The following is a 17777-nucleotide window of genomic DNA, read 5'->3' on the forward strand; positions in this document are numbered from 1 at the left end:
TAGGTCAAACCAGCGCCGGGGGAAAGCCTCTGGTGAGGCAGTGTCACGGAACGTGTTGCTGGACACGGTTTCGCCCCGCTCCCTTGGCCGCGTAGAGCCCCGCGTCCGCCGCGCGCAAGAGCGCCTCCGCCGTCTCCAAATCCGGGGAGGGCACCGTCGCCACGCCCAGCGACGCCGTCAGTCGCACCTGCTGTGTCCTTCCGTCCGCGCCCACGTGCTCCACGCCCAGCGCCGCGATGGCCTCGCGCACGCGCTCGCACACCTTGAGAGCGTCCTGGGGCGCCGTCTCCGGCAGGAGCGCGATGAACTCCTCGCCGCCATAGCGCGCCAGCATGTCCACCTCGCGCAGCCGGGCGCGCGTCGTCTGGGCCACCGCCTTGAGCACCTGGTCCCCGAAGACGTGGCCGAAGGTGTCGTTGATGCGCTTGAAGTGGTCGATGTCCAGCATCACCAGCGACAGGGGCGACTGGTAGCGCCTGGAGCGCGCGAACTCCTCGCTCAGCCGCTCCTCGAAGCAGCGCCGGTTGTACAGCCCCGTCAGCCCGTCCGTGCGCGACAGCGCGAGCAGCTCCTCGCGCTTCTTGGCCAGCTCCTTGTTGGCCCGGTCCAGCTCCCGGTTCTTCTCCACCAGCGCGTCCTGGAGCACCTTGAGCCGCAGCATCGACTTCACCCGCGCCGACAGCTCCAGCATGTCGAAGGGCTTCACCAGGTAGTCGTCCGCGCCCAGCTCCAGCCCCTCCACCTTCCCGGCCGCCTGGCGCGCCGTCATCAGAATCACCGGGATGAAGCCGAACCCGTCCTCCCCCGCGTTCGCCTTGATGATGCGGCACACCTCCACGCCGCCCAGCCCCGGCATCTCCACGTCCATCAGGATGAGGTCCGGCCGCGACTCGCGGATGGCCGACAGGGCCTGCGTCCCGTCGTGCGCCTCCTTGAACACGTAGCCCCGCGGCGCCAGCCCCTCGCGCACGTGCGCCACATGCGCCGGGTCGTCGTCGACGATGAGCACCGTCCGCCCACTCAGCTCCCCGCCTGTCCCCGCCCGACGCGCGACCTCCTGCGTCTTCTTCCTCTCGCCGTCCGCCATGCGGTTGCGCCCCCAGTGCAATCATCCCGCGCTGCCAGAATGGCTCTGATTCTCACCCGCCGTCCCCACCGAAGCCAAGGGGGACGGCAAGTGCCCGTCACTTCACGCGCTCAGAGCGGTTTGCGCAGCCGCGCCCGGTACACCGGCTCCCCCGACGACAGGTACCGCCGCTCCCGCGTGGAGGGCACCTCCTCCGGGTCATACGGATGGAAAACGCCGGAACCCAAGGGGTTGTGGAATCCCACGGATTCCAGGATGGAGAGCATGTTGACGGCGCGGTCCTGGACGTCGGTGCGCATGTCGAAGAGGCCGCCGGGGACGAGCTTGCCGAGCAGGAGCTTCGCGAAGTCGGGTTGGACGACGGCGCGCTTGGCGTGGGAGCGCTTCCACCAGGGGTCGGGGAACTGGAGGTGGATGGCGGACAGGGAGTTGTCCGCGAAGATGCGGGGCACGACGAAGCGGGCGTCGGACTCGACGACGCGCAGGTTCTTCATCTCGGCCTTGGCGGCGCGGTCCTGGGTGTCGCGGGCGTACTTCTTGCGCCACTCGAAGGCGACGAAGCGCACCTGGGGATTTCGGCGGCAGTACTCCAGGGCGTGGCCGCCGGCGCCGGAGCCGATTTCGAGCTCCAGGGGGCCCGCGAAGCCGAACTCGGCGTCCCAGTCGGGAGGGGTGGCCATTTCGACGAGGTGGAGTCCGACGGGGTCTGGCAGCAGGCGAGGGCGGGGCATGTTCCAGGCGCTCCAACCACGGCCAAGCGGGGTCTGGCCAGGGAAAAACACTGGTATAGGGGGGGGCATGAAGGTCTTCCACTCGGTGGCGGAGGCGGGCCGGGCGCTCGAGGGCCGGGCGCTGGCTCTGGGCAACTTCGACGGCGTGCACGTGGGCCACCAGGCCCTCTTCGCGGAGGCGCGCAAGCACGCGTCCCCGGCGGCGTTCACCTTCAACCCCCACCCGGGCAAGGTGCTCCAGCCGGACCTGGCGCCCAAGCTCATCACGCTCTTGCCCCGGCGCCTGGAGCTGCTCGCCGCCTGTGGGCTGGAGGCCTCCGTGGTGCAGGCCTTCTCGCGCGACTATGCCCGCACGGGGCCCGGGGTCTTCGAGGCCACGCTCTTCGACAGGCTGGGCGTCTCGCACGTGGTGGTGGGCAGCGACTTCACCTATGGCGCCGCGCGCGCGGGCACGGTGGACACGCTGCGCGAGGCCGCGGGCCGCCGGGGCGCCCGGGTGCACGTGGTGACGCCCGTCACGGTGGACGGCGTCGTCGCCTCGTCGTCGCGGGTGCGCGAGTACATCCTGGAGGGCCGGGTGTCCGCGGCGTGCCGCCTGCTCGGCCGCCCGTTCGATCTGGACGGCACCGTGGTGGCGGGGGCGGGTCGCGGGCGCACCATCGGCTTTCCCACCGCCAACGTGGACACGCAGAACGAGCTGCGGCCGGCGCCGGGCGTCTACGCCATCCGGGTGCGCTTCCTCAAGGAGGCGGGGGAGGGCGCGTGGCACGGGGGCGCGGCGAACATCGGCATCAAGCCCACCTTCGGCGGCACCGAGGTCACCATCGAGGCGCACCTCCTGGATTTCTCCGGGGACATCTACGGCCGCGAGCTGCGGGTGCAGTTCCTGGAGCGGCTGCGCCCCGAGCAGCGCTTCGGCTCCGTGGCGGAGCTGACGGGGCAGATCAAGCGGGATGTCGAGGCCGCTCGCACGGTGATTGCCAGGACCGGCGCCTGACCCCCGCATTTTTCCCGTGAGTGTTCAACGGGTTGGCGGATCAGGGCGCCCGAGGGGGCGCCTTGACGGATGTGAGCCGCTCCCCTCTAATTCGCTGTCAGGAACCGTGCCAAAGGTGCTGTGGGGCCCCGAGGCAACGCCCGCGTCTCCCCTGGAGCGAGGTGGGCCCCCGCCCGCTTCGTCCTTCTTTGCCACAAGGAAGAGGCTTCACGAATGTCCGGTCGATTGGGTGAACTGCTGGTCCGCGAGAACCTCATCTCCGTCCAGCAGCTTCGCAAGGCCCAGGAAGAGCAGCAGAAGAGCGGCACGCGCATCGGCACCGCGCTCATCAAGACGGGCGCCATCGAGGAGTCGAAGCTCACCGACTTCCTCTCCAAGCAGTACGGCGTGCCGGCCATCAACCTGAAGGACTTCGACATCGACCCGGACATCATCAAGCTCGTGCCCAAGGAAGTGGCCGAGAAGCACCTGGTGATTCCGGTCAACCGCGCGGGCCCGTCGCTGATCGTGGCCATGTGCGACCCGTCCAACATCTTCGCCGTGGACGACCTGAAGTTCCTCACCGGCTACAACATCGAGACGGTGGTGGCCTCGGAGGTCTCCATCCGCGAGGCGATTGAACGCTACTACGCGGAGAAGGGCCCCTCGATGGAGGAGATCGTCGGCGACGTCGGCGACGACATCGAGCTGGCGAAGGAGGAGACGGAGAACATCGACGAGATGGCGAAGGCCGCGGATGACGCGCCCGTCGTCAAGCTGGTGAACCTCATCCTCATGGACGCCATCAAGAAGCGCGCGTCCGACATCCACATCGAGCCGTACGAGAAGGACTTCCGGGTCCGCTTCCGCATCGACGGCGTGATGTACGAGGTGATGCGGCCGCCCATGAAGCTGCGCAACGCGATCACCTCGCGTCTGAAGATCATGGCCTCGCTGGACATCTCCGAGCGGCGCCTGCCGCAGGACGGCCGCATCAAGATCAAGATGGGCGGCGGCAAGGAGATGGACTTCCGCGTGAGCGTGTGTCCCACGCTCTTCGGCGAGAAGGTCGTGATGCGTCTGCTCGACAAGAGCAACCTCCAGCTGGACATGACCAAGCTGGGCTTCGACGCGCAGCCGCTCGCGTGGTTCAAGGAGGCCATCGACCGGCCCTACGGCATGGTGCTGGTGACGGGCCCCACGGGCTCGGGCAAGACGACGACGCTGTACTCGGCGCTCTCCAGCCTCAACGACGTGGGCACCAACATCTCCACCGCGGAAGACCCGGTCGAGTTCAACTTCGCCGGCATCAACCAGGTGCAGATGCACGACGACATCGGCCTGAACTTCGCGGCCGCGCTGCGCTCGTTCCTCCGCCAGGACCCGGACATCATCATGATTGGTGAGATCCGCGACTTCGAGACGGCGGAGATCGGCGTGAAGGCGGCCCTCACCGGCCACCTGGTGCTCTCCACGCTGCACACCAACGACGCCCCGGGCACGGTCAGCCGCCTGCTCAACATGGGCATCGAGCCGTTCCTGGTGACCGCCTCGCTCAACCTCATCCTCGCCCAGCGTCTGGCGCGCCGGCTGTGCCCGGCCTGCAAGAAGCCCGCGGACAAGGTGGACGAGCAGGCCCTCATCGACGCCGGCATCCCTCCGGACAAGATGGGCACCTTCACCCTGTACGAGAAGGTCGGCTGCCGCGACTGCAACGACCGCGGCTACCGGGGCCGCGTGGCCATCTACGAGGTCATGCCCTTCTGGGACGGCCTCAAGGAGCTGGTCATCAACGGCGCGTCCGCCTCCGAGCTCAAGCAGGAGGCCATCCGCCTGGGCATGAGCAGCCTGCGCATGAGCGGCCTCAAGAAGGTGATGGACGGCGCGACCACCCTGGAAGAAGTCGTGGGCAACACCGCCCCGGACCGCTTCTAGTCACTCCCTCCCCCAGCCTGACCGAAGGACACCCCCACCGTGGCCAACCTGCACCAGCTCCTCAAGGCGATGGTCGAGAAGGGCGCTTCCGACCTCCACATCACCACCGGCTCCCCGCCCCAGCTGCGCGTGGACGGCGAGCTCGTCCCCTTGAAGACGGCGCCGCTGACGCCCGTGGAGACCAAGCAGCTCTGCTACTCCATCCTCACCGACGCCCAGAAGCACAAGTTCGAGGAGGACAACGAGCTGGATCTGTCCTTCGGCGTGAAGGGGCTGTCGCGCTTTCGCGCCAACATCTTCATGCAGCGTGGCGCGGTGGCCGGCGCGTTCCGCACCATTCCGTTCAAGATTTTGACCTTCCAGGAGCTGGGCCTGCCGCCCATCGTCGCGGAGCTGGTGAAGAAGCCCCGCGGCCTCATCCTGGTGACGGGCCCCACGGGCTCGGGCAAGTCCACCACGCTGGCCTCGATGATCGACAAGATCAACACCGAGCGTCATGAGCACATCATGACCATCGAGGACCCCATCGAGTACCTGCACCCGCACAAGAACTGCCTGGTCAACCAGCGCGAGGTGGGCGCGGACACCCGCAACTTCAAGACGGCCCTCAAGTACATCCTCCGCCAGGACCCGGACGTGGTGCTGGTCGGTGAGCTCCGCGACCTGGAGACCATCGAGGCGGCGCTCACCATCGCGGAGACGGGTCACATCTGCTACGCGACGCTGCACACCAACAGCGCGGTGCAGACCATCAACCGCGTGCTGGACGTGTTCCCGCCGTACCAGCAGCCGCAGGTGCGCGCCCAGCTGTCCTTCGTGCTGGAGGGCGTGATGAGCCAGGCGCTGGTGTCCAAGGCGGGGGCCCCGGGCCGCGTGCTGGCGCTGGAGGTCATGGTGCCCAACCCCGCCATCCGGAACCTCATCCGCGAGGACAAGGTCCATCAGATCTACTCGTCCATGCAGGTGGGACAGGCCAAGTACGGCATGCAGACCTTCAACCAGGCCCTGGCGGCGCTGCTGCTCCGACGGGTCATCTCGCAGGACGAGGCCTTCGGGCGCTCCAGCGACCCGGAGGAGCTGCGCAACATCCTGGCCACGGGCGGCGTGGTACCGGGGGCCCAGCGGCCGGCCGGGGGAGCGGCGGGTCGTTAGTTCCTGGTTTTGAGATTCAGCGGTTAGACTCGCGCGCGCGTCCGCGGAGGTCGAGCTCATGGCAGCACAGGCAGTCCAGAAGTCAGCTTCCAAGAAGAACACCGCCCAGTTCCTCTGGGAGGCGAAGACCAAGAGCGGTGAGACCAAGAAGGGTGAGATGGAGGCCTCGGACACCGAGGCCGTCAACGCCCGTCTGAAGTCCCTGGGTCTCAACCCCGTCAAGGTGCGCAAGAAGAGCGCGCTCGACGGCGACATCACCCTGCCGGGCATGGGCGGTGTGACGGGTAAGGACATCCTCGTCTTCACCCGTCAGTTCGCGACGATGATCGACGCGGGTCTGCCGCTGGTGCAGTGCTTGGACATCCTCGCCAGCCAGATGGACAACCCGGCCTTCAAGAAGGTGCTGCTGGCCATCAAGGGCAAGGTGGAGCAGGGCAGCACCTTCGCCGACGCGCTCAAGGAGCACCCGAAGGTCTTCGACGAGCTCTACGTCCAGCTGTGCGCGGCCGGCGAGGTCGGCGGTATCCTCGACACCATCCTCAACCGGCTCGCGGCCTACCGCGAGAAGAGCGAGAAGCTCAAGCGCAAGGTCAAGGGCGCGATGACCTACCCGGCCATCGTCATCCTGGTGGCCGTCGGCGTGACGGCGCTCCTGCTCCTCAAGGTGACGCCGGTGTTCGCCGCCATGTTCGCGGACTTCGGCTCGGCGCTGCCGGCCCCCACCCAGTTCGTGGTGGATTTGTCCGCATGGGCGGAGGCGTACTGGTTCCACGTGGTCGCCTCCATCACCGTGGTGGTGGTGTCCTTCTCCTGGAGCTACAAGCAGCCCAAGGGCCGCAAGTTCTGGGACAAGGTGTTCCTGAAGATGCCGCTGTTCGGGCCCGTGCTGCGCAAGGTGGCCGTGGCGCGCTTCACGCGCACCCTGGGCACGATGATCTCCTCCGGCGTGCCCATCCTCGACGCGCTGGACGTGACGGCGAAGACGGCCGGCAACAAGACGGTGGAAGAGGCCATCTACTACGTGCGCGGGAAGATCGCCGAGGGCAAGAACATCGCCGGTCCGCTGCTCGAGACGAAGGTGTTCCCCTCCATGGTGGTGCAGATGATTGGCGTCGGTGAAGCGACGGGCGCCATGGACACCATGCTCAACAAGATCGCCGACTTCTACGACGACGAAGTCGACACCGCCGTCAGCGCGCTGACGGCGATGATTGAACCCATCCTGATGGTGTTCCTCGGCGGCGTGGTCGGCGGCTTCCTCATCGCCATGTACCTGCCCATCTTCTCCATTGCCGGTGCCATCAAGTAGCTCCGTCGTCTCCAGCGTGCGCGCGGACGAGGCCGAGAGGCTCCGCGTGCGCCTGGTCTGGCTGGTGTTGTTCCGCACGGTGGCGGCGAGCCTGTCGCTCGTCATCACCGTGGGGCGCCTGCTGATTCAGCCCCTCGAGGAGCCGAGCCGGGCGGACTCGCTGTCCCTGGGCGTCATCATCGCGGCCTATGCGTCCACGGTAGTGGTGGGCATCCGCCTGCGGCGCGAGAGGGCGGGGCGGCTGGACGCATGGGTGCAGGTGCTGGGCGACGTGGTCATTGCCACGGGCCTCGTCTACCTGAGTGGTGGCTCCGACTCGCCGCTCACGTTCCTCTACAGCCTGGCCGTCATCGGCGCCGCGGTGGTGCTGGACTGGCGCGGCGCGCTGTGGGTGGCGGCGGCGGGCGCGGTGTCCTTCTCCTCGCTGGTGGTGGTGCTGCGGCTGACGGACGCGGCGCCGCTGGGGCCGGTGTTGTCCAGCCGCGGCCTGTTCGTGCTGGGCAGCAACCTGCTGGCGCTGGGGCTCATCGCGGTGTTGGCGGGCTACCTGTCGCGGCAGCTGTCCGCCACGGGCGGAGCGCTGTCGGCGCGCGAGGCGGACCTGCGCCGGTTGGGTGGGCTGCAGCAGCAGATCCTCTCCTCCATGCCTTCGGGGCTCATCACCTGCGACTCGCAGCGCCGCGTCACCTTCGTCAACGCCGCCGCGCGCGCCATCCTCCAGGTGGAGGGCGTCGAAGGCGTGGGCCAGCCGTTGGAGGCGCTCCTGCCGGGGGTGGCGGTGCTGGCGCCGCGCTCGTCGCGAGGCGAGCTGGTGGTGGGCGCCGAGCATGGCCGCCGGCGCATCCTCGGGCTGTCGGTGACGCCGCTGGAGGGCGAGTCGGGCGCGCTGCTCATCGTGTTCCAGGACCTGACGGAGCTGCGCAGGATGGAGGAGGACCTGGAGCGCTCGGACCGGCTGGCGAGCCTGGGGACGCTCTCCGCGCAGCTGGCGCACGAGCTGCGCAATCCGCTGGCGGCGATGCGGGGCTCGGCGCAGCTGCTCGCGCAGGAGCGCTCGAGCGACGTGGTGGTGCAGAAGCTCACCAACATCCTGGTGCGCGAGTCGGACCGGCTGGGGCGGCTGGTGGAGGACTTCCTTCGCTTCGCGCGGCCTCCGGAGCCGGTGCGGCGGGAGGTGCCGCTGGATTCACTCCTGACGGAGACGGTGGACATGCTGCGCGCGGACCCGCTGGCCCGGGACGTGCGGGTGGAGGTGTCCGCGCGCGAGCCGTTGATGGCCGCGGTGGACCCGGACCAGCTGCGTCAGGTGCTCATCAACCTGGTGCGCAACGGCTTCCAGGCCGCGGGGCCCAGGGGTGAGGTGAAGGTGGGATTGGCCCGGAGCGAGAAGGAAGCGCAGATTCGGGTGTGGGATTCTGCGGGGAGCATCACGGAGGAGATGATGGGGCACCTGTTCGAGCCCTTCTTCACCACGCGGGACGGGGGCACGGGGCTGGGGCTGTCGACCGCGCATTCCATCGTCCGCGCGCATGGGGGCTCCATCCGCGTGCGCTCGGACCCGGCCGAGGGAACGGAGTTCGTCGTGGGGTTGCCGCTGTGACGACCATTCAAGCCCAAGAAGGCGCCTTCCGAGGCCATGTCCTCATCGTGGACGACGAGCTGTCCATGCGTGAGTACCTGGAGCTGCTCCTGCACCGCGAGGGCTATGTGGTGACGAGCGTGCCCGGGGTGAAGCCCGCGTGCGAGGTGCTCGCGCGGGATGGCGTGGACCTGGTCATCTCCGACATGAAGCTGGGGACGGGCAGCGGGCTGGACGTGCTGCGCACGGCGCGCGCGCGCAAGGAGCCGCCGGAGGTCGTCCTGATTACGGCCTTCGGTTCGCCCGCCGCCGCGGTGGAGGCGATGCGCGAGGGCGCGTACGACTACATCTGCAAGCCCTTCGACAACGACGAGCTGCGGCTGTTGGTGCAGAAGGCGCTGGAGAAGCGCCTCTTGCGGCAGGAGAACACCACCCTGCGCGCGCGGCTGTTGCCCGGGCTGGGCATGGCGGTGGGGCAGAGCGCCCGGATGCAGGCGGTATGGTCGCTGGTGGAGAAGGTGGCGCCGGGGCGCAGCACGGTGTTGGTGACGGGGGAGAGCGGCACGGGCAAGGAGTTGGTGGCGCGGGCCATCCACATGCGGGGCAGCCGGGCGGCGCAGCCGTTCCTGCCGTTCAACTGCGCGGCGCTCAACGAGGGCACGCTGGAGAGCGAGCTGTTCGGCCACGTGAAGGGCGCCTTCACGGGGGCGCTGCACGAGCGCTCGGGGCTGCTGGTGTCCGCGGGCGAGGGCACCGTGATGTTGGACGAGGTAGGGGAGATGCCACTGGCCACGCAGGTGAAGCTCCTGCGCGTGTTGCAGGAGCGCAAGGTGAAGCCGGTGGGCAGCGCGGCGGAGGTGCCCTTCCAGGCGCGCGTCATCGCGGCGACCAACCGGCGGCTGGAGGCAGAGGTGAAGGCGGGCCGCTTCCGCGAGGACCTCTTCTACCGGCTCAACGTGATTACGCTCGAGCTGCCGCCGCTGCGTGAGCGCGCGGGGGACATCTCGCTGCTCGCGAGCCACTTCCTGTCGAGGATGGCGGAGGAGCTGGGGCGTCCGGCGCTGCGCTTCGCGCAGGAGACGTTGGACCTGCTGGAGCGCTACGCGTTCCCCGGCAACGTGCGCCAGTTGCAGAACATGGTGGAGCGCGCGGCGACGCTGTCGGACTCGGACCTGCTGGGCCCGTCCACGCTGCCGCCTGCTGTGCGTGGCGAGTCGGAGCCGATGTCGCGTCCGGGCGAGCCGGGCGAGCCGTCGCTGGGCACGGGCTTCAACCTGGAGCGCCACCTGGACGACAGCGAGCGGCGCTACCTGCTGGCGGCCCTGAAGCAGGCGGGCGGTGTGAAGACGCGCGCCGCGGAGCTGCTCGGGCTGTCGTTCCGCTCGTTCCGCTACCGGCTGGCGAAGCACGGTCTCACGGATGAGCTGGAGGAGCCGACGGGACGCGGATGACGCGGGGCCTCAGTCCCGCGGCTCTTCGGGCCGCGAGGCGCGGAGGACGCGGGTCGTGGAGAAGCGGTTGAGCACGGGGACGCGCGCGAGCACCCGCTCCATCAACCCGTAGGCATTCTCCAGGGCCCCGGGGAAGCTGGGGAAGAACACCGGGAGGTTCTCCAGCCGCAACTGCTCGAGCCCCGCGTGCCGCGTCCACTCGCGTGCGTTGGCGGACGTGAGCTGGAAGAGCCCCTTCTCGATGGGATCCCTCAGGTACATGAGGTTCGCGGGGTGGAGCGGGTTGGGCTCCACGCAGATGACGTGCCCCCCGGCGCGAACGACCCGTCGCATCTCGGCCAGCATGGAAGGCTGGGAGGCCGCGTGATGGAGGACATCCACACAGAAGACGGCATCGAAGGCGCGGTCCTCGAAGGGCAGCCGCTCCCCCACCGCGGCCTGGAGCGTCACGCGGGATTGGAGATGGGGTGCCAGCCGCTCCCGGGCCTCGCGCAGGGGGGCTTCCGCGATGTCCACACCCGTGTACTGACAGTCCTCGGGCATGCGGTCCATGAAGTAGGTGAGCTGCAGGCCCTTTCCCACGCCGACCTCGAGCACCTTGCGACAGCCGGCGAGCTCGTGCGCGAGGAACGCGAACTTGCACTGCATCGTCCGCGGGAAGGAGGGATGCCCGAACACGCGTGTCGCGACGCGGGCGGGGTCCACTTCGAAGAAGGACTTTTGCTGTCCGTGATGCTCGTGGAATGAGCTCACCGAGAACCTCGTGTGATGGAAGAGGAGGGCGCGAGGTCGGGCATTCAGCTCGCCTGCGCGACGGAGGCCTGTTGCGATGCATCGGCCCCGGGGGAAGGCGGGATGGAGAGATAGCTCAGCCGCTTGGTCTCGAGGGCGAGCTGACTGGTGCTCTCCAGCACCAGCCCGAGGAAGGCCAGCAGCGAGCCGAACAACACCATGCCCATGGCCAGGATGGCCGTGGGGAAGCGCGGCACTTGACCCGTCTGAAGGAACGTCATGAACACGGGAACGGCCAGCAACACCGCGAGGAGAATGGTGCTCAAACCCAGCGTCCCGAAGAACTGGCGGGGGCGGTGCAATCGCTGAAGCCGGAGGATGTGAGAGAGGATCCGGAAGCCATCCCGCCAGGTGTTCAGCTTGCTGGCGGTTCCCTCCACCCGTTTCGAATAGCGGGTGGGCACCTCGCGCACGGGCATCCGGAGCTGGAGCGCGTGGATGCTCATCTCCGCTTCGATTTCGAAGCCTTCCGACATGCAGGGGAAGGACTTCACGAACCTGCGGGACAGGATGCGATAGCCCGAGAAGATGTCGGACTGGCCCTTCTCGAAGAGCCGGGCCACCACTTGATTGAAGAGCCAGTTGCCCGCCACGTGGCCCATGCGGTACGCCTCCTTCTCGTGGTGGATGCGCGTCCCGATGACCATGTCCAGACTCTCCTCGGAGAGCAGGCTCACGAGTCGTCCCGACATCGAGGCGTCATACGTTCCATCTCCATCCGCCACCACGTAGATGTCCGCATCCACGTCAGCGAAGGCGCGCCGGATGACGTTGCCCTTGCCGCGCCTGGACTCGCCGCGCACCAGCGCACCCGCGGCGCGGGCCACCTCGCCCGTGTTGTCCGTCGACGCGTTGTCGTAGACGAAGATGGCGGCGGACGGGAGCGCCTGGCGGAACGCGAGCACGGTCTCCCGGATGGCGGGCGCCTCGTTGTGGCAGGGAAGAATGACCGCGATGCGTGGAGCTGACTGGGACATGGGACTGGAACGTCCAGCAGGGGGGATTGACTGCCGCCTTTCGGCGTCGCTGGGACTCTAACGCAGGACCCCGCTATCGCGTCGTCTCGCGTAGGGAGGGGTGGCGTGGCTCTCCTGGCTACTCTCCCATGGACAAGTCGCGAGAGGGCGGACCATCCTCGATGACCCTCCGATGATTCCTCCCCGCTATCGTGCCTCGCTCGTCCCGCTCGCCGCCGCAGCCGTCTGTGTGCTCGCCTACTGGGCCTTCTGGGAGTCGCAATTCGATGGCTTCATCCTGAATCTGGGCACCATCAACTTTCCGACCAGCCGCTGGCTGACGTTGGCAGCCATCCTCGCTTTCCTGGGCCTGCCCCTGGTTGCCTTCGTGACGCTGGCGGGCGGGCGCATGGTGAGCGGCGAGCAGGTGGAGACCTGGCGCTCCGCGTGGCGCGGTTATCCCGACCGTCGAAGCGTGCTGCTGGCGGGCGTCCTGGGAGCGTTGGTGCCGCTGGCAATCCAGGCCTCGGTCCTCGGCTACACACCGGTGACGGACGACGAGGCCTCGTACCAGTTCGCCGCGGAGTTGCTCAGCTCGTTCCGGCTCTATGTCGCGTCGCCGCCGATGAAGCTGTTCTTCGACAACGGGTTCCTCATCAACGATGGGAAGATGTACAGCCAGTACTTCCTCGGCTGGCCATTCCTGTTGGCCTTCGGCGTGAAGGTCGGGTTGCCGTGGCTGGTGAATCCGTTGCTGTCGGGGGCGACCGCGGTGGGGTTGTTCCTCATTGCCAGGGATTGGTGGGGCAGCGCATGGGGCCGGGTGGCGGTGGTGCTGTACCTGGTCTCTCCCTTGACGATGATTGGCGCGGCCACACTGATGTCCCATACCGCAGCCATCTTCGCCCTGACCTGGATGCTCCATGCCGTCCAGCGCCTGGAGGCGAGGGCGGGTCTGGCCGCCAGCGCCTGGGTCTCACTGCTGTTCTGTCTGGCATTCTGGACGCGCCCCGCCGTGGCGGTGGGGCTGGGGACGCCATTCCTGCTGATGTGGGCCCTGCGTGTCTGGCGACAAGGAGGAAGCGCGCGTTGGGGACACGTCGGTGTCTTCGCTCTCATCTCGCTCCCCCTGGCGGGGTTGTTCCTGCTGGCGAATCAGGAGATGACGGGCTCGCCGTGGATGACCGGCTACCACGCCGGGGTTCGATATGCGCAGCAGAATGCCTATCGCTTCGTGTCCTTCGGGCCATCCCAGGTGAAGAGTGACAGCTTCCTGTATTTCCTCACCGATACTTCCGCGACGCTGGCCGCGGGGCGGATGGTCCTTGCCCTGTTCCGTTTGAATCTGGATTCCTTCGGCTGGCCCCTGGGGTTCATCCTCGTCTTCCTGGCGAGGGGCGTCCCCGCGCGCTGGCTGGCCGCCGCCGTGCTCAGCTTCTGCGTCGCGCATCTGCCGGTGGCGGACCCGGGTGTGGATACCTTCGGCCCCGTTCACTACTCGGAGCTGATGTTGCCCCTCGTGTTGTTGTCCACGGTGGGGCTGCGCACGCTCTGGCGGTGGGCGGAGGAGTTTGGCTTCATCCGGTTCGTTCCCTTCGTGCTCGTGGGGTTGGTGATGGCCAGCGCGACGATGTACCTGCCTCCGCGCATCCACACCCTGCGCCGGTTGACGACGGATGTTCGCCGCCCTCGCCTCGCGGTGGAGCGGCGGGTGCCCGACAACTCGGTCGTCTTCGTTCGTCCCGGCTTCGCTCCGCCGTGTACGTCGGCTCCCGCCAATCACTTCGTGTTCTTCAGGCCGAACAACGGGCCCGACCTGGATGCGCCGGTGCTCTGGGTGAATCACATCAACGTGGAACGGGACCGGCAGTTCATGCGGACCGTGTTCCCGCAGCGCTCGGGCTTCATGTTGGTGGTCAATCGCCAGTGCCAGCCTCAAATCATCCCCCTGGAAGAGGCGACCGCCACGGCCTTCCCTCCGTCGGTGCCCGAGCGTCCCGGTGACTTCCCCGAGGACGCGCCATGACCTCCGTGTTTGTGTGGACCAGGAGCCATGAATGCTGAAACAGGAAGCTCGATGGCTGGGGCGCGCGCTGACCGCCGCGCCCTTGAGCCAGGTGTCTCCCTTGCTCAACATCGGTAGCTCCACGCGCTACTTCCGAGTGGTCCAACAGCCGTGGATAGATCAGGAACTGTTCGCGCCGCTGCGGCGGCGAGGGGGCGTGGTCATCCACCAGGACATGAAGGCGGCGGAGGGCGTGGATGTTGTCGGTGCGTTGGAGGACCCAGGCTGTCGTGCGCGGCTCGACGCGCTGGGGGTGCGCTCAGTGTGTTGCACGAACGTGCTCGAGCACGTGGAAGACCGTCGCGAGTTCGCCCACCAGCTGATGGAGCAGGTGGCCCCGGGCGGATTGTTGTTCCTCTCGGTGCCTCGCGCGTTCCCATGGCATCCGGACCCCATCGACACACTGTTCCGACCGACAGTCCCCGAGTTGGTGGCGCTTTTTCCCGGACTCCGGCTGGTTTCGTCCGCGATTGTTCCCTGCGGTCGCCTGGGCAGCTTGATTGCCAATGACGTGCCCGGGGCCGTCCGACGTTTGCTGAAGCCTGGTGCAGGCGCCGCGACGGATGCCCCCCGCGCGTCGATGGCGCACTGGCTCTGGCCCTGGATGGTGCGGCCCTTCGAGGTGACGTGCGCGGTGTTGGAGCGCGTCTGAGTCCCTGGTCGGCCGCGCGGTCAGCTGCCGGATACGAGATGGGCGAGGGTGCGCTCGTACTCCGTCACGAAGCGCTCCAGCCCCCAGCGCGCCTTGGCCCAGTCCGCGATGTCGCTCCGCGGTGGAGGATTCGACAGGACCTCTCGCAACGCCTCCGCCTGGGCGCTCAGCCCTTCCTCCAGCCTGACGCCGGGCGCATCGGAGACATTGGCGACGAAGGACGGGTCTCGTGAGACGACGGCGGGGAGCCCCGTCGACATGCCTTCCTGGAGGGTGAGCGGCAGACCTTCTCCGACGGAGGGCAGGAGCAGGGCGTCCGCGCAGCCATAGAGCAGGTGCATGCGCGCATGGTCCACCTGTCGCAAGTGCACCGTGTTCGGGAGGTCCGAGACCTCGCTCGCCAGCGGGCCGTCTCCGGCCACCACGAGCGTCACGCCCTCGGAGGCCAGCAGGCGTTGAAGCTCGGCGACCCGGTGCACGCCCTTCTTGGGAACGAGCCGCGCGGCGAAGAGGACGAGCGCGCCCTTCCCCGGGAGCCCGAACTCCCGTCGCGCCTCCATCCGCTCCTGCTCGGACAGGGGCTTGAAGCGCGGGTCGAAGCCCAGGGGGATGATGCGCAGGGGCTTCTTCACCCCGACGCGCTGGAAGTAGTCCACGACGTGGGGGCTGTAGGTCACCACCTCGCTGGCGGCGCTCAGCAGGGTCCGCCCGAGCGTGCGGTAGGCGGCCGCCTGCACCCAGTCCAGCACTCCGCCGTAGGGCACCTCACCCACGTGCTGGGTGACGAGCAGCGGCTTCTTGCGGCCCTTCGAGAGCGCGGTGGTCAGCGAGGACGAGAAGTAGAGGCAGTCGTGGACGTGGATGACGTCAGCCCAGCGCACCTGCTCGTCGAGCTCCTTCCAGCCGGAGGGGGCCCACAGCGGCATGGGGACGTGCAGGTTCTTCTCGAGCCAGTTCCACGCGGAGACCCGGACGAAGGGGCCCGTCGTTCCCGGCTCCAGGGGCGTGGAGGCGGCAATCCACCGCACGTCGTGGCCGCGGCGCTGGAGCCCCTGGAACAGCGTGTCGATCATGATTTCGATGCCGCCGGGGTGGGGCGGCATGAAGTTGGAGACCTCGAGGATTCGCATGGAACGGGGACCCTGTCGGCGCCCGGTCCATGGGCGCGCGGACGAGTATAGGCGCGGACCTCGGGCTGTCCCGGACGGACTTGGGCTCCATCCCCCAGGCCTGGCGTGGAACCGCCCGTCAGGTGCCTTGCCTCCGTCGCGAGCGGTGCTGAGGCCCTTCCGACAGGCAGAAGTCGGTAGACTGGGCCCTCCGTGACGCTGATGGATTCCGCCGACTCCCGACCGTTTCGCCTCTCCCCTCGAACCCAGGTGCTGTTCGTTGTTTCCGTGGCGGCGCTCGTCTATGCCGGAGCGTTGTTCAACGGGTTCGTCTACGACGATGTGCAATTGGTGGTGGAGAATCCCTGGCTGCGCTCCTGGAGCGGGCTTGCGAACGCGTTCAAGCATCCATTGTTCCCCAGCGACGATGGACCGACTCCTGTCACCGCGCGAGGCCCCGCGGCGAGCTACTTCCGGCCGCTCGCGCACGTGCTCTTCTTCTCACTGCAGGCCGTCTTCGGGCTCGAGGCCTGGGGCTTCCACCTGGTGCTGCTGCTCCTGCACGCGGCGGTCTGTGCGCTCGTCCTCTGGCTGTTGCGTGCGTGCTTGAAAGCGCGAGAGGCAGGCGCCTCCTCCTCGGCAGAGTGGGGCGCCCTGGTGGGTGCGCTCCTGTTCGCCGTGCATCCCGTGCACACCGAGTCGGTGGCCTGGGTGAGTGGTTGCATGGACGTGGCCGCGACGCTCCTGGTGATGCTTGCGGTGCGGCTCATGGTGAGCGGGCCTTCTTCTTGGGGGAGGGGGATGGGGGCCGGCCTCCTGTGGGGCGCCGGCTTGCTCTTCAAGGAAGTGGCGGTGGTGTTCCCCTGGGTGCTGTGGGCCACCGACAGGGCGGTGGGGGGACTCGTGTCACCACCGGGGCTCAAGGGCTGGGTACGTCGCTACGCGCCGCTCGGCGTGGGCGCCCTGGCGTACGCGGCGCTCCGATTGAATGCCGTGGGTCTCTCCGTGCCGCTCGAGGGCAGTGAAGGGCGCGCGGGCTTGTATCCGGTCCACCTGCTGGCGTTGATGGGAAAGCTGGGTGGGAAGCTCTTCTGGCCTCATCCGCTGGTGGTGACGATTCCCACGCAGGTGCCCCCCCTGGCCTCGGAGGTGGTGGTGGGGAGCGTCCTGCTCTTGCTGCTGGCGGGGGTGCTATGGCGCGCATGGCGCGTGTCTCCGGCCCTGTTCGCCGGAGGAGTCTGGCTGTTGGCGCCGCTGCTGCCCGTCTTCCTCATGCAACTGCGTGGCGTGGAAGCCTACGCGGAGCGATTCCTCTACCTGCCCTCCGTGGGCTTCTGCCTCCTGCTGGCGGTGGGGGTGAAGTGGCTGCTCGAGCGTTGGCCTGGACACCAAAGAGCGCTGGGGCTCGCCGCGGGAGGTGTGGTGGTGGTCTTCTCCGCGTTGACGATGGCCCGAGTGCCCGATTGGCGCGATGACATCTCGTTGTGGGAGGACACCCTCGCGAAGACGCCGGATGAGCCGAGCATCTACGCCTATCTGGGGGCGTCCTACCTCAAGGCACGTCGAGTGGAGGAGGCGGTTGCGCCGCTCCAGGTCGCGGCCGAGGCGCTGCCCCACCTCTACCAGCCGCAGAGTGATTTGGCCGTCGCATATGCCCTTCTAGGCCGCATGGACCTGGCCATCCCCCAACTCGAGCGGGTCCACTCACTGCGCCCCAAAGAGCCCGTCGTCCTCCACAATCTGGGGCTCGCATTGCGCAAGTCGGGGCGACTGGAGGAGGCGGTGGAGCGCTTCCGGGCAGTGTTGAAGCTGGCGCCTCGGCGCGCGGACTCGCACCTGGAACTGGGGCGTACGTTGTTGCAGTTGGGACGCCCGGCCGAGGCCGTTGCGCCATTGGAGGAGGCGTTGCGATTGCGGCCGGACTCGGCTCCCGCGCGGGATGGACTCCAGAAGGCGAGGCTCGCGGCGGGGGCCGCGCCATGA

Annotated in this window: 14 protein-coding genes; 9 read left to right on the forward strand and 5 right to left on the reverse strand. The window is 68.1% G+C overall.

Annotation, left to right across the window (positions count from 1 at the left end):
• Nucleotides 1-43 precede the first annotated feature (43 nt).
• Together VZQ01_RS29655 and trmB are read right to left on the reverse strand one after the other, a co-directional pair.
• The gene (locus tag VZQ01_RS29655; protein WP_223781740.1) at nucleotides 44-1087 is read right to left on the reverse strand and encodes a diguanylate cyclase; all 1044 of its coding nucleotides are present in this window, start codon (nucleotides 1085-1087) and stop codon (nucleotides 44-46) included.
• Nucleotides 1088-1197: 110 nt separating this feature from the next.
• The gene (trmB, locus tag VZQ01_RS29660) at nucleotides 1198-1818 is read right to left on the reverse strand and encodes a tRNA (guanine(46)-N(7))-methyltransferase TrmB (protein ID WP_426745313.1); all 621 of its coding nucleotides are present in this window, start codon (nucleotides 1816-1818) and stop codon (nucleotides 1198-1200) included.
• 67 nt (nucleotides 1819-1885) lie between these two features.
• Between trmB and VZQ01_RS29665 the strand changes: the two genes are divergently transcribed.
• The 6 genes from VZQ01_RS29665 to VZQ01_RS29690 all read left to right on the forward strand — a co-directional run bounded on the left by VZQ01_RS29665 (nucleotide 1886) and on the right by VZQ01_RS29690 (nucleotide 10220).
• Complete coding sequence (locus tag VZQ01_RS29665) at nucleotides 1886-2815, forward strand: bifunctional riboflavin kinase/FAD synthetase (RefSeq protein WP_426745314.1); 930 nt, start codon at nucleotides 1886-1888, stop codon at nucleotides 2813-2815.
• A gap of 213 nt (nucleotides 2816-3028) precedes the next feature.
• On the forward strand, nucleotides 3029-4729 hold the full coding sequence (pilB, locus tag VZQ01_RS29670) for a type IV-A pilus assembly ATPase PilB (RefSeq protein WP_408889439.1): 1701 nt from the start codon (nucleotides 3029-3031) through the stop codon (nucleotides 4727-4729).
• A gap of 39 nt (nucleotides 4730-4768) precedes the next feature.
• Complete coding sequence (locus VZQ01_RS29675) at nucleotides 4769-5881, forward strand: type IV pilus twitching motility protein PilT (RefSeq protein WP_141329361.1); 1113 nt, start codon at nucleotides 4769-4771, stop codon at nucleotides 5879-5881.
• Nucleotides 5882-5939: 58 nt separating this feature from the next.
• Nucleotides 5940-7190, forward strand: coding sequence for a type IV pilus assembly protein PilC (pilC, locus tag VZQ01_RS29680; protein ID WP_408889440.1), 1251 nt, complete (start codon nucleotides 5940-5942; stop codon nucleotides 7188-7190).
• 46 nt (nucleotides 7191-7236) lie between these two features.
• Nucleotides 7237-8790 (forward strand): two-component system sensor histidine kinase NtrB, encoded by a 1554-nt coding sequence (locus VZQ01_RS29685; protein ID WP_223781743.1) that lies wholly within the window; start codon nucleotides 7237-7239, stop codon nucleotides 8788-8790.
• 65 nt (nucleotides 8791-8855) lie between these two features.
• On the forward strand, nucleotides 8856-10220 hold the full coding sequence (locus VZQ01_RS29690) for a sigma-54-dependent transcriptional regulator (RefSeq protein ID WP_426749001.1): 1365 nt from the start codon (nucleotides 8856-8858) through the stop codon (nucleotides 10218-10220).
• Nucleotides 10221-10229: 9 nt separating this feature from the next.
• On the opposite strand, the gene VZQ01_RS29695 is transcribed toward VZQ01_RS29690, so the two are convergent.
• A complete protein-coding gene (locus tag VZQ01_RS29695; RefSeq protein ID WP_426745315.1) occupies nucleotides 10230-10973 on the reverse strand; it encodes a class I SAM-dependent methyltransferase in 744 nt (247 codons plus the stop codon).
• A 44-nt stretch (nucleotides 10974-11017) separates the two neighbouring features.
• Entirely contained in the window at nucleotides 11018-11989 is a 972-nt protein-coding gene (locus VZQ01_RS29700) for a glycosyltransferase (protein WP_426745316.1), read from the reverse strand.
• A 172-nt stretch (nucleotides 11990-12161) separates the two neighbouring features.
• Here VZQ01_RS29700 and VZQ01_RS29705 point away from each other — a divergent pair, with 172 nt between their 5' ends.
• Both VZQ01_RS29705 and VZQ01_RS29710 read left to right on the forward strand, forming a co-directional pair.
• Entirely contained in the window at nucleotides 12162-13994 is a 1833-nt protein-coding gene (locus tag VZQ01_RS29705) for an ArnT family glycosyltransferase (RefSeq protein WP_426745317.1), read from the forward strand.
• A 31-nt stretch (nucleotides 13995-14025) separates the two neighbouring features.
• Nucleotides 14026-14685, forward strand: coding sequence for a class I SAM-dependent methyltransferase (locus VZQ01_RS29710; protein WP_426745318.1), 660 nt, complete (start codon nucleotides 14026-14028; stop codon nucleotides 14683-14685).
• 20 nt (nucleotides 14686-14705) lie between these two features.
• Here VZQ01_RS29710 and VZQ01_RS29715 read toward each other — a convergent pair whose 3' ends face one another.
• Entirely contained in the window at nucleotides 14706-15815 is a 1110-nt protein-coding gene (locus tag VZQ01_RS29715) for a glycosyltransferase family 4 protein (protein ID WP_426745319.1), read from the reverse strand.
• A gap of 249 nt (nucleotides 15816-16064) precedes the next feature.
• On the opposite strand from VZQ01_RS29715, the gene VZQ01_RS29720 reads away from it, so the two are divergent.
• Nucleotides 16065-17777, forward strand: coding sequence for a tetratricopeptide repeat protein (locus VZQ01_RS29720; RefSeq protein WP_426745320.1), 1713 nt, complete (start codon nucleotides 16065-16067; stop codon nucleotides 17775-17777).

It is taken from the genome of Myxococcus faecalis (assembly GCF_050039385.1).
Lineage (GTDB): Bacteria > Myxococcota > Myxococcia > Myxococcales > Myxococcaceae > Myxococcus > Myxococcus fulvus.

Bases quoted from the DNA above. Each gene is read 5' to 3' on its own strand.
- VZQ01_RS29710 (WP_426745318.1), top strand. From the start codon at position 14,026: ATGCTGAAACAGGAAGCTCGATGGCTGGGGCGCGCGCTGACCGCCGCG.
- VZQ01_RS29715 (WP_426745319.1), bottom strand. From the start codon at position 15,815: ATGCGAATCCTCGAGGTCTCCAACTTCATGCCGCCCCACCCCGGCGGC.
- VZQ01_RS29655 (WP_223781740.1), bottom strand. From the start codon at position 1,087: ATGGCGGACGGCGAGAGGAAGAAGACGCAGGAGGTCGCGCGTCGGGCG.
- pilC (WP_408889440.1), top strand. From the start codon at position 5,940: ATGGCAGCACAGGCAGTCCAGAAGTCAGCTTCCAAGAAGAACACCGCC.
- VZQ01_RS29690 (WP_426749001.1), top strand. From the start codon at position 8,856: ATGCGTGAGTACCTGGAGCTGCTCCTGCACCGCGAGGGCTATGTGGTG.
- VZQ01_RS29705 (WP_426745317.1), top strand. From the start codon at position 12,162: ATGATTCCTCCCCGCTATCGTGCCTCGCTCGTCCCGCTCGCCGCCGCA.
- VZQ01_RS29700 (WP_426745316.1), bottom strand. From the start codon at position 11,989: ATGTCCCAGTCAGCTCCACGCATCGCGGTCATTCTTCCCTGCCACAAC.
- trmB (WP_426745313.1), bottom strand. From the start codon at position 1,818: ATGCCCCGCCCTCGCCTGCTGCCAGACCCCGTCGGACTCCACCTCGTC.
- pilB (WP_408889439.1), top strand. From the start codon at position 3,029: ATGTCCGGTCGATTGGGTGAACTGCTGGTCCGCGAGAACCTCATCTCC.
- VZQ01_RS29665 (WP_426745314.1), top strand. From the start codon at position 1,886: ATGAAGGTCTTCCACTCGGTGGCGGAGGCGGGCCGGGCGCTCGAGGGC.